This window comes from Sulfurimonas sp. HSL-3221 (assembly GCF_021044585.1).
GTDB classification, from domain to species: Bacteria; Campylobacterota; Campylobacteria; order Campylobacterales; family Sulfurimonadaceae; genus Thiomicrolovo; species Thiomicrolovo sulfuroxydans.
In genome coordinates this window covers 1,338,762-1,350,344 of record NZ_CP087998.1, presented here as the reverse complement: position 1 = coordinate 1,350,344, position 11,583 = coordinate 1,338,762, and the positions used below count along the sequence as shown (strand labels likewise).

The window sequence follows — 11,583 nt, the reverse complement described above, 5'->3', positions numbered from 1 at the left end:
CTCGATTTTATCGAAGCTCGTACATAGATGGAGCAATTTCCCTTCAAATGCGTGTGCAGGTAGCCATCAGTCTCCTAACAGAGATTAGTCGCCTTCCCCCTGCATTCCCGGCTTATAGGTTACCACACTGTTTCGCCCTTTGGCTTTGGCGTTGTACATGGCGATGTCCGCGCGCTTGATAAGCTCGTCCTCCTGTGCGGCATCCTTGGGATAGATGGCCACCCCGATGCTTGAGGATATGTTGATCATCTGCCCCACGATCTTGAACGGCATCGCCAGCGCATGTCTGATCTTCTCTCCGATCGCAACGGCGTTGTGTTCGCCACCGACGTCGGAAAGCAGCACCACAAATTCGTCACCGCCGATACGCGCGGCGATATCGGTTTGACGCAGACAGTCGACAAGGCGACCGGCAACCGCCTTGAGCAGCATATCGCCGATGTCGTGACCGAATCGATCGTTGACGGGTTTGAACTTATCCAGATCGATAAACATCAGGGCGAGGTCGGTACCCTTGCGCTCGGCACCAGCAATCGCTTTATGAATCTGGTTGTGGAAGTGCAGACGGTTCGGCAGGCCGGTCAACATATCGTGGAAGGCCTCGTGCTCGACTTCATCTTCCTCCAGTTTGCGATCGGTGATATCGTAAAACCATCCAAGCACTGCCGGTTTGCCGTGATATTCCATCGGGAAGTAGGAAGCCAGGACCCATTTGGTCCACGGAGACGACCCGGGTGAGCGGAGTTCTATCAATCTGTCGACAACTTTTTCCCCCTTGGTGACAATGGCATCAATATCGGAAAGCTCTTCCGGATGGGCGTAGTAGCGGGAGGGTTGTATACCGATGACCTCTTCCGCAGGCAGTTCGAGCAGGGCGTTGTAACGACTGTTGGCGAACACCACGCTGTTACTGACCAGATCCGCGATGCGCGTCGCAATGGGGCTGCTCTCCAACATTCGCAGCAGCCTGGCCTCATTTTGAACGGCCTTGACGCGCAGATGGAAATTTTCTTCGAGCCTAAGCCCGGTTTGGCGGGCGCTGATGACCAAAAAGAGCAGGAACAAGGAGAGCATCACACCCATCCCCAGAGAATCAGTATCATCCGCGGCTACAAGCGGCACAATCAGCGATAAGAGAACGGGGAGGATAAAGCCGACCACGGATTTGCGGTCAATGGCCAGTACTGTGGCGCTGCCGGCACTCAGTCCGGCAAGGGTGAATGCAACATAGACCTGATGGGAGATACTGTCGGCAGGGACCAGCAGCACGCCGCCGATCCCCCAGACGATGCCGGTGACAATGAGCGTGAACCGAAACCGCAGCAGCCAGCGATCGGCGTCAGCCGGGGAAATGGTGCCTCCCGCGCGTCTCCAGGCGAACAGCAGGCCCACCCGGCTCAGCAGAACAGCGCACAGGAGCGCCAGCCAGCCATACCGTACACCGGGTGCAATGACGGGCGCCTGCAGCATGACAAGGATCAATGCGAGCATGGCACTGACGGCAAGCGATGAGGGGAGATGGGAGTAGAGCACCCGCATCTGTTCCATCGCCAACGTGTCAGACCGATAATCGCTTGTTCGAGAGGCCGGTACCTGCCGTTTCATTCCGATCCCGCCGCGTCGTCAGTTCGTTGATTCATGATAGTCATCTCCCGCGCTACTGTGCTCTGCGTCGTATAGACCAGATGCCATGGCGCAGGGAACGCAACATGGAACCTGTGATACTTTGCTCAACGGCATTTGATTGATAGATTATCTACTCTCATTGTATTTTTTCCATTCGAAAAAAATTAGTAAGAGATAACAATATAACATAATTTATTGATATTTATTTGAGTGAAACATGTAATTTAATCGGTATCATCCACTGTGTTGGTGGACGGATCGGTATTGCCTTAGGAGATGAACTCGAGCAGGAGGTTGCGCGCTTCCGTGATCTGGACAAAGAGCTCGTGGCTGCCGCCGACGTCGGGGTGCGCCTCTTTGGCACGGCGGCGGTAGGCGGCTTTGATCTGTGCCGCTTCGAGCTCGCCGTCGACGGGCAGTTCCAGGAGCTCGCGCATCTCCCGCTCGTTGAACTGCTGGAAAGGTGAGCCGTGGCGCCGCTTGTGCCGGTTGCGCCGTGCCAGGTCCTCGAAAATCTTCTCCTGGTTTTTGCGGCGCCGCTCCATGGACTCCTGCAGCAGCTGGGTGCGGTCCGTGTTCCACTTCTGGCGGGACATGACGACACAGGCGGCGAAACTGATGCAGCCGGTGGAGACGAACTCGTCGAAGTCGAAGGGGCCGACCATCTCGTAGGGCTCTTCCAGCCAGGCGACCCGGCTTCCTTCGTCGCCTTCGACCCGGTCGATCATGACAAAGTCGCGCAGACCGAGCGCGCTGTTCCAGATGATGAATTGCTCCTCTTCCCACGAACGCTCTTGCATGACCTGTCTCCTTGCGTGTTCGGCAGGAGATGCAATATACGTACTACTGGGAGCCGATCAGTTGTCGTTCTGGGGCATTCTGAGCATTTCGACGTGGGGGATGCCGTCCTCATCGTAGGGGGTGGAGACCGTTTCAAAGCCGAAAGCGGCATAAAAGGGCTCTAAACGCTGCTGCGCGGAGATGCGAATGGACTCCTTCTGGAAAAGAGAAGGGATACGTTCTATCGCTTCATGGATGAGCGCGCTGCCCAGGCCTCTGCCGCGCAGCGCCAATGGGGTGATGACGCGCCCAATGGAGGGTTCTTCAAACTTCCTGCCCGGGAAGACGACGCGCAGATAGGCGACGAGCCGCTTTCCCTTCGAATCCTCTTCCCACCCCGTAAGGTGCCACGAAAACGGATCAAGATCGTCTGCATCCTGGTAGGCGCATGCCTGCTCCACGACAAAGACGGCCTGCCGGAGTTTCATAATCTCCAGAATTTCCCAGGGGGAGAGTGTTTCAAACAGTGACCATTGCCATCGCATCAGTTTTTTTCCTGAATATTGGTAGTTGTCGTTATCATGGTCGGGAATCTGCAAAAAAGATGCCAGGTAATTGTCGTCCGAATGCGGACGTTGTGTCGCGTTACGCCTCCGGCTGGTAAGGGCTTTCGTGGCGCGACGCCTGCAGGCCGTAACGGACGAACATCTGCAGGGTGTCGTCGTGGCGGTGGATAATGCCGACGACAGCGGGATCGTCGGAGGTAAGGGTAACCTTGATGCCGTCTTCGAGCATCTCCCATGCCAGCGTCATGGCGTCGCGGTTGTCGAAGAGCTCGACAAAGAGCGGGTCCCAGGAGCGCACGGCGCGGCCGCCGTCGTAGCGCTTCTTCATCCCGACGACGTGCTCGTGCAGAATGGTAACGAGCTTGGCGTCCCCGGAGGTGACGCGGGTGACCGTTTCGATCCCCTCATCGGTTCTCTGTGTCGTGCGTTCGAGTTCGTCGTGGCGGACGAGCAGCTCGTGGTAGAGCGCCTCGTCGGCCTGGTGCGCCGCGTCGCTTCCCCCGCGGCCTCTCAGGAAGACTCTGTCCTTGTGCGTTTCCATGGGACTCCTTTTGCCGTATTGTGCCGCATCAATGCAAAAAAAGCTCCCGGAATGGCGATGACTATATAGTATATTAATTAATATGTAACCTGGTGGATTCAGTCGTCCGCAGGAACGGGGACGCGCTGCATCGTTTCGCGGCCGGTGCGGCGCACGACGGCAAGCCCGGCGGCGCCGAGCAGGGCGAAGCCCCCGACGAGGGCGAGGATACCGCCGTCGTAGAGGCGGCCTATCGTCACGCCGATGGGCAGGGCGATGAAGGTCGAGAGCGAACCGACAACCGCGGCGCCGATACCGGCAATGTGTCCCAGCGGCTCCATCGCCATGGCATTGAGGTTACCGAAGAGCAGGCCGAAGCAGAAGAAGGTGAGCAGGCCGTAAATCATAAAGCTCCAAAACGGCGGCACGCCGTTATGGGCGTAAGCATAGGCGAAAAAGAGGAGCGAGAGGAGGGTGAGGGCCGCGAGCGCCGAGGCACTGAGCGGACGCATCCCATAGCGCATCACCAGCCGTGCATTGAGGTAGGAGGCGAGGCCGATAGAGAGAGCAAAAATGCCAAAGTAGAGGGCGAAGAGCTCCCCGGCGTCGTAGGTGTCGCGGAAGATCTGCTCGGCGGAGCTGAGATAGCCCATAAAGACGCTGAAGACAAAACCCATGGCGACGGTATACCCCAGCGCGGTGCGGTTCTTGCAGGTTTCGACGACGCCGGTGAGAATGTGCGCGGGCGAGAGCGGGATGCGCCGCTCCTTCGGCAGGGTCTCCGGCTGGCGCAGGCTGAACCAGACCAGCGTCACCGCGGCGACGGCGATAAAGAGTCCGAAGATCGCCTGCCACCCCCAGAGGTAGAGGAGCCCTTCGCCCAGCGCCGGGGCGACGGCGGGAACGAAGATGAAGATGCTCATGACAAAGGACATCACCCGTGCCATCATGCGCCCTTCGTAGAGGTCACGGATCAGCGCCACGGAGACAATGCGCGGTCCGGCGGCACCGAGGCCCTGCAGAAAGCGGCCGAAGAGCATGACGGTCAGGTTCGGACTGAGCAGGGCGATGGCGGAACCCGTGATGTAGAGGCCGAACCCGACGTAGATGGCGCGCTTCCGGCCGAAGCTATCGCTCAGCGGGCCGTAGAGCAGCTGCCCCAAGGCCATCCCGGCAAACAGCAGGGAGATGATCAGCTGGCGGTCGTTGTCCGTCTGCACCTGCAGGGCCGTGCCGATGGTGCTGAGCGCGGGCATGACGGCGTCGATGGCCAGGGCCGCCGCGGCGGTCATCAGGCTCATCAACAGGACGAACTCTTTAAAGGATGGTTGGTGTGTCTGCGGTTTCATCATAAACCTTTTTAGCACGGATCGGCTTCAGGATCGGCCGGTGTGGGGCAACGGGGGAACGCTTTCAGCTTCAGGCATCGTAGAAGGCGGCGAATGATTCCAAGGGGACGCGCGCCGTCCGATAGCCGTTGATCGGGGCCGTCTTGTCCTCATAGCCCAGAGCCATGCCGCACAGCAGGGTCTTGTCGCTGCCGATGCCCAGCACATCGCGTACGATGTACGGGTATTCGGCCAGGGCGGCCTGCGGGCAGCTCCCAAGCCCCAGGGACGTTGCCGCGATCATCACGGACTGCAGGAACATGCCGTAATCGAGCCAGGAACCCTTTTCCAGCGCGGCATCGATAAAAAAGTAGAGGACGACCGGGGCATCGAAGGCCCTGTAGTTGGCTTTCCACTGTTCGGCCTGGGCCGCTTTGTCCTCTCTGCCTATCCCCAGGGCTCTGTACATCTGCAGGCCCGTCTCTTTGCGCCGGCTCCGGTAAGGTTCCTCCCAGTGCGGCGGGTAGTAGCGGTAATCCATGCGGGCTTTTTCGCCCGCTTCGAAGGCCTGGATAACCTTCGTTTCGATCCGCCTTTTCATGCTGCCGCTGACGATGCAGACGCGCCACGGTTGCATGTTGACGCCGGAGGGTGCATGCTTTGCATGTTCGAGGATCGCCATGACGGTCGCGTGGTCCACCGTTTTGTCGAGGTAGGCCCTGACTGATTTTCGTTCCAGGAGTGCGTCAAGTGTTTTCATCGGATTCCTCATGCTGCGCGGTTTGTGACAGCGGGTATGCTCTTGGCGGCAGTATAACACTCAAAGACCAACATTGATCCTGCTCCGGCGGGGGGAGTGTACGAGTTTTGAACCGGAGTTGCGTTACACTAAGCCAAACGAAAAAGGAGTCTTTTGACCTACGACACGGCCATTATCGGCGCCGGAATCAACGGCTGCGCCACGGCGTATTTTTTGACGCAGGGGGGCGAGAAAGTCGCCCTGATCGACCGCGAAGGGATCGCCGCGGGCGGCAGCGGGGCGGCGGGGGCCTTCGTCTCACCCAAGTTCTCCAAGGGCGGCCCCCTCAAGGCGCTGATGGAGGAGAGCTATCTCTTCTCCCTCGATTTTTACGAGCGCCATTTCCCAGACCTGATCCGCGTCGCATCCCTGATCCACTTTGCCAAGTACGAGGACGAGAACGAAAAGGTAAGGGCGTTCAGGGAAACGACGGCGCTGCCGATGCTCTCAGCGATGCCCGAGGCGCCGCTTATGAGGGAGACGGAAGCCTTCGAGCGTGTCGTATTGGCCCGGAGCGGGCTGGTTAACGCCCAGGCAGTATGTACACGTTTGGCGGAAGGCTCCGACTTTATATTGGATGATATTAATATTATAAAATATGAATCTGGCTTCTGGACGGTCGGCGCGATCCGTGCAAAACGGGTCATCCTGGCAACGGGGGCTTATAGGCCCGTCGTTGCGATGCCGCATATTACACTGCGGGCCGTCTGGGGGCACCGTGTCGATATCAAGACGACGACACCGCTGCCGTGCCACCTGCACCAGTACGTCTCCATCGCCGCGACCGGCGAGAACGGGGAGGGTGCCATCGGGGCGACGCACGACGTGCATTACGATCCGCTGACGGCGACGGAGCCCTATGATGTCGCGCAGGGGCGGGCGGAACTGCTGGAGAAGGCGGCGCGGACCGTCAGGCTGGAGCATGTCGAAGTCGTGAAAGACTATACGGGTCTGCGTTCGGGTTCCAACGACTACTATCCGCTGGTGGGCAGGGTCGCCGACGCCGAGGCGTCGCTGCGGGCGTTTCCGGGGCTCACAAAGGGCGTCAAAAGCGACGCCGCATCGCTTGTCTATCATCCCGGGCTCTACATGATCAACGGCACGGGCGGCTACGGTTTCGTCATGGGCCCGCTGCTCGCACGCACCCTTGCCGAATCGCTGCTGGAAGGCAAGCCCCTCCCCGAGGCGCTCGATCCGACCCGTTTCCTCTACCGTTGGGCGAAACGCGCCGGGAAGTGATCTGCTACAATAGTCGTATGAAAACGCTCCTTCCGTTCGTCGCGGCGGCGATGCTGATGCAGGGGTGCGGGAGCAGCAGCTCCGCCGACGCCTTTCATCAGCCCTCTGCCGCGCTCTGCGACGCCAGCAAGACCCTCGATGACGGGACGCTGCTCTGTGCCGTGCGTCCCTCCCGTCTCGATCCCGCCGCCCGCGATCAGTTCGGCACGGCGACGCTTCTGGACCAGCGGCTTGGGTTCGGATACCACAGTGTCGTTTTCCCGCCGGAGGGGAGCAGCGTCAAAGGGGTCTACGTGCATATGGTCGGGACCTTCGGCCGTCCCTACAACCAGGAGAATGGACAGTTCTCCTCCGAGACCTTTATGCATGAAGCCGCGCAGAACGGTTTCGTCGTGCTGAACGTCGCCTACCACAACCGCTACCTCGTCAACGGCACGACCGAGTGCGGCGGCCACCCCGAGGTGGACAACTGCGCCGGGAAGGTGAGAGCGGAGAAGCTGACGGGCGAAGAGCTCTCCTCCGTCGTTGACGTGCCCGCGGCCGATGCCGTTATCCCGCGGCTGCAGCAGCTCGTCGCATATTTTGAAGCCAACGGCTTTCACTTCCCGGTGAAGGTCGTCGGCACGGGCGGCGTGGCATGGGGGAACCTTTACGCCGGCGGCCACTCGCAGGGAGCGGGTCAGGCGCTCTACCTCTCCAAGTATTTCGGCGCCGGCCACGTCTGCATGCTCGCGGGCATCTACGACGTGCCCGATGACGTGCCCGTCACGGGGACCGTCGCCGACTGGATCACCGATACCCCACCCGTACCCGACCCCGCGCGCATCCGCGCCGTGACGGCGACGGACGACCCCTCCTACAGCGATTTCGTTTACGCCTACGCTCAAATCGGCCTGACAGAGGGGGTGCAATGGAAATCCTTCTATGCCGCGACGTACCACGATGCCGAAGGCAGTGCGATCGGCGCGCACGAGGCGGCGGTCGACGATCCCGCTTTCGCGACGCTGCGGCAGCGCGCCTGTTTCGAGACGGGCAGTTTCGAGGGGCTTTAGTGAGGGTGCGATGGCGGTTGTCCTGACGGTACTCGGTGCGATCCTCCTGCTCTGGGGTATTCTTTTGCTTGTGTGGCCCCGGCTGGTCTTCGCCCCCGTCTACTACCCGAACCGTGACGCTTTTCACCTGCATCCGGAGCGGTTCCGGGGGGTTGAACGGGTGCGCGGCGGCAACGTCGTGCTCGAAGGCGTCGTTTATGAGCCGGAGTCGCCCCGCTGCACCGTCTTCTATTTCGGCGGCAAGGAGCAGGACAGCGTAGCGCTGGTCGGCAAGCTCAGCGAGCGTTTCCCCGACTGGCGCATCATCGCCTTCAACTACCGCGGCTACGGGCGCAGCGGCGGCAGACCCGGCGAGCGCCTCCTGCTTGAAGACGCCGTTGCCCTGGTGACATACGCCCGGGAACGTTTTGGTCCGCTGATGCTGATGGGCTACAGTCTCGGCAGCAGCGTGGCCGCCTATGCCGCCTCGCGCACCAGCGTGACACAGCTGATCCTCGTCGCGCCGTTTTACGACGTTCCCTCCCTGGCACGCCTCAGGATTCCCTATCTGCCCGCCTGGCTGATGCGCTGCCGATTCGAGACGGCCCGTTACCTCGGCGGCGTTTCGGCACCGGTGAGCATCTTTGCCAGCCGCGACGACGAGATCGTGCCGATCGAGCAGAGCCATGCACTCAAGGCGAAAGCGCCGCGGTTAGCTGTCTATAAAGAATACAGCGGGTACAATCATGCAGAAATACTCGGCAGCGATCGTTTCATCGCCGACGTCTCAAAGGTGTGCTGATGGCCAAAAATGCAGTCATATTGCTTAATATGGGAGGCCCGAACGACCTCTATGAGGTCCAGACCTTCCTGCATAACATGTTCAACGACCCCAATATCCTGACGATGAAGAGCGGCCTGCTCCGGCGCTTCATTGCCAGCGTCATTACCTCCAACCGCACGAAGAGCGCGCAGGAGGTCTACCAGAAACTCGGCGGTAGGTCTCCGATCGCCGGCATCACCAAGAAGCTCGTCGCGGCACTGCAGGCGAAGCTGGGCGAAGAGGTTATCGTCGATTTCGCCATGCGCTATACGCCGCCCTTCGCGGACGTTTCCATCGCCCGACTGAAAGCGGCGGGGGTGACGCATGTCTACCTGATCCCGCTCTACCCGCAGTACTCGACGACGACGACAAAGTCCTCCCTGGAGGATTATGAAGCGCGGATGCATGCGCTGGGATTGAAGGCCCTCGTGACGGAGATCAAGCACTTTTACGCCAACGCGGCGTACAACGCGGTCATCATCGACCGTATCCGCGAAGCGATGGCCGGCGCGGACGCGGGGGCGTTTGAGCTGATATTCTCCGCGCACGGGCTGCCGCAGAAGATCGTCGACAAAGGCGACCCCTACGAGCACCATGTCATCGAACACGTCGCGCTGCTGAAGCCGATGCTCGAAGCTGCGGGGCTCTCCTTTGCCAACATCCATATCGCCTACCAGTCAAAAGTGGGCCCGATGAAGTGGCTGGAGCCCTCCCTGGAGCAGAAGCTTGAAAGCCTGGAGCGCAAGAAAGTGCTCGTCTTCCCGATCGCCTTTACGATCGACAACTCCGAGACCCTCTACGAACTCGATATGGAGTACCGCGAAGTGGCGGAGGAGCTTGGATTCGAAGATTACCGTGTGGCGGCCTGTCCGAATGACCACCCGCTCTTTGTGGAGGCGCTGGCATCGCTCTACGGGAAGATGCGTACCTGAACGTTGGAAAAGAGCGAATGCGATAGTGGGGAAGGCGCCCGGGCGCCTGGGGTGACCGCTTAGAGAGTCGTTTTGAAGCTGTCGATGGCTGCCATCGTTTTGTGCAGGGTAGAGGCAAAGGCGTCGGCGAGCTTAGTATACTCTTCGACACGGTTGATGAGTACCGCTTCGCGCAGGGTCTCCGCGGCTTCGGCGAGGGCGTCGGCGCCGATGTTGGATGCGACGCCTTTGACGTCGAGCATAAAGGCGACGAGCCTTGCGTCGTCATTGGCTCTGATATAGGTTCGGACCAGGTTGTCCGCCTCGTTGTAGGATGCGACGAACTCATCCAGGATCTCCGCATACATCACCTTGTCACCGGCGCAGATGTCCAGTCCGACGGAGGCATTGAAGACCCCATCGTATTCGTGGGTCTTCAGTTCCGGAAGCGTTTCATCCTCCGCTGTTTCGGCCGCTTCCGAAGCGAGGTTGAGGTACTGGTACATCACTTCGTACAGGGCATCGACCCGCAGCGGTTTGGCCAGCTGCTCCTCCATGCCGGCTTCGCGCATGTTGCGGATATCGTCCGCCCCGACGTCCCCGCTCAATGCGACAACCGGCACGGCGTCAAAACGGGGATCCTGACGAATGGCCCGTGTCGCTTCAAAACCATCCATGACCGGCATGTGCGCGTCCATCAGTACCATGTTGTAGCCGGGGTCCGCGTTGAGCATATCGAGGGCTTCCTGGCCGTTGTTGGCGATGACGATCTCCATCCCGCTCCCTTCGAGCAGGCGGGAGATTACCTTCTGGTTGATCAGATTGTCCTCGGCGATAAGCAGGCGGTTACCGGCGAATTCGGCCAGCCGCTCCTTGGTGACGGAGCCCAGGTCCGCCGGCAGGCCGCGTTTTTTGCGTGAAACGGCCTCCGCCGGAGCAGCGGCAGGTGCCGCCGGCGTTTCGGGAAGTTCCTCTGCCGTTTCCGGGATCGTCTCGGCCGGTGTCTCTTCCGGGGTTTCGAAGACGACCGGTTCCGGTTCGGCGGCCGGCTCCTCAAAGAACGGCGTCTCCTCTATCTCGACCGTCGGTTCGGGTTCGAAGTGCTCTTCAGAGGGCACACTTTCTACTGCTTCGGGCTCCTCAGGAGCCGTTTCCGCTTCAGGGGCATGTGCCGTGGTTGAAGAGGCGGCGAATTTTTCGGCAAGCTCTTCAAAGTCTTCCTTTTCATGTTGGGGGAAGAAATCGCTGGAAGTCCGTTTCCTGCGGGCGACGTAGAGCAGGATCAGCAGGGCGACGGCTGCGAGGAGGATGCTGTACAGCAGCATCGAAGAGGTACCGTCCAGAGGCGGTTCAGGCAGGTCGTTGCTGGCGGTGACTTCGGTGGAAGCGGCGGGGGCAGGGAGCTCGTCCACGGCTGCGGTTTCCGGGGTGACCTTTTCGGGCGCAGAAACGGGCGCGGGAACTTCGGCCGCTTCCGGCGCTGCGGCAAGGGGGGCTTCCTCGACGACAGCGTCCGTTTCATCGACGACGAAGACACCGTCTTCCTCCTGGACCGGTACCGGTGCCGCCGCTGTGTCGCTTGCGGCAGTAGTACGGCTGACATAATAGGCGTCGGGGACGATACCTTTGACGCGCTCCATGACGACGGGGAGATCGCCGGCATCCGCGAACCCTGTCAGTTCGGAACGGTAGAGCCCTTTCACCTGTTCGACGGTGAAGCTGAAGCGCTCTGCGGCAATGAGCGCAGCGACGGCCTCATCCTGCATGAGATGCTTCTTGACCTCTGCAATGCGTGACTGGGCGGCATCGGCGTTGCTGAAGGCACCGATGGAAATAGCCTGGTTGAGTGCGGCAAATGCTCCGGCGGCCAGGAACATAGCGGCAAGAAGAAGACGACGTAACTTAATCATGATCCATCCTAATGGCACAGGGGACGTGAGCCCCCCGGTAGATATTGTTA

The 11,583-nt window shown here is 60.2% G+C and carries 11 protein-coding genes; 4 read left to right on the top strand and 7 right to left on the bottom strand.

What is annotated here, in order from left to right; all coding sequences use genetic code 11:
* Window positions 1–84 precede the first annotated feature (84 nt).
* From LOH54_RS06860 to LOH54_RS06835, 6 genes are all read right to left on the bottom strand, one after another.
* On the bottom strand, window positions 85–1,605 hold the full coding sequence (locus tag LOH54_RS06860; RefSeq protein WP_231018093.1) for a sensor domain-containing diguanylate cyclase: 1,521 nt from the start codon (window positions 1,603–1,605) through the stop codon (window positions 85–87).
* Window positions 1,606–1,895: 290 nt separating this feature from the next.
* On the bottom strand, window positions 1,896–2,426 hold the full coding sequence (locus LOH54_RS06855; protein ID WP_231018092.1) for a J domain-containing protein: 531 nt from the start codon (window positions 2,424–2,426) through the stop codon (window positions 1,896–1,898).
* Window positions 2,427–2,483: 57 nt separating this feature from the next.
* A complete protein-coding gene (locus tag LOH54_RS06850) occupies window positions 2,484–2,951 on the bottom strand; it encodes a GNAT family N-acetyltransferase (protein ID WP_231018091.1) in 468 nt (155 codons plus the stop codon).
* A gap of 100 nt (window positions 2,952–3,051) precedes the next feature.
* On the bottom strand, window positions 3,052–3,513 hold the full coding sequence (locus tag LOH54_RS06845) for a hypothetical protein (protein WP_231018090.1): 462 nt from the start codon (window positions 3,511–3,513) through the stop codon (window positions 3,052–3,054).
* Window positions 3,514–3,611: 98 nt separating this feature from the next.
* Window positions 3,612–4,841, bottom strand: coding sequence for a multidrug effflux MFS transporter (locus LOH54_RS06840; protein WP_231018089.1), 1,230 nt, complete (start codon window positions 4,839–4,841; stop codon window positions 3,612–3,614).
* A gap of 70 nt (window positions 4,842–4,911) precedes the next feature.
* The gene (locus tag LOH54_RS06835) at window positions 4,912–5,580 is read right to left on the bottom strand and encodes a nitroreductase (RefSeq protein ID WP_231018088.1); all 669 of its coding nucleotides are present in this window, start codon (window positions 5,578–5,580) and stop codon (window positions 4,912–4,914) included.
* A 153-nt stretch (window positions 5,581–5,733) separates the two neighbouring features.
* Here LOH54_RS06835 and LOH54_RS06830 point away from each other — a divergent pair, with 153 nt between their 5' ends.
* From LOH54_RS06830 to hemH, 4 genes are read left to right on the top strand one after another with little or no spacing between them, the layout of a single operon-like run.
* Complete coding sequence (locus LOH54_RS06830) at window positions 5,734–6,858, top strand: FAD-dependent oxidoreductase (protein ID WP_231018087.1); 1,125 nt, start codon at window positions 5,734–5,736, stop codon at window positions 6,856–6,858.
* A 17-nt stretch (window positions 6,859–6,875) separates the two neighbouring features.
* Window positions 6,876–7,910, top strand: a complete 1,035-nt coding sequence (locus LOH54_RS06825; protein ID WP_231018086.1) for a hypothetical protein — start codon at window positions 6,876–6,878, stop codon at window positions 7,908–7,910.
* A 10-nt stretch (window positions 7,911–7,920) separates the two neighbouring features.
* Window positions 7,921–8,691, top strand: coding sequence for an alpha/beta hydrolase (locus LOH54_RS06820; protein WP_231018085.1), 771 nt, complete (start codon window positions 7,921–7,923; stop codon window positions 8,689–8,691).
* Window positions 8,691–9,644: a ferrochelatase gene (gene hemH, locus LOH54_RS06815; RefSeq protein WP_231018084.1), complete on the top strand. Its 954-nt coding sequence runs from the start codon at window positions 8,691–8,693 to the stop codon at window positions 9,642–9,644. Before LOH54_RS06820 ends, hemH begins: the two co-directional genes overlap by 1 nt.
* Before the next feature lie 59 nt (window positions 9,645–9,703).
* Here hemH and LOH54_RS06810 read toward each other — a convergent pair whose 3' ends face one another.
* A complete protein-coding gene (locus LOH54_RS06810; protein ID WP_231018083.1) occupies window positions 9,704–11,533 on the bottom strand; it encodes a response regulator in 1,830 nt (609 codons plus the stop codon).
* Between the last annotated feature and the right edge of the window lie 50 nt (window positions 11,534–11,583).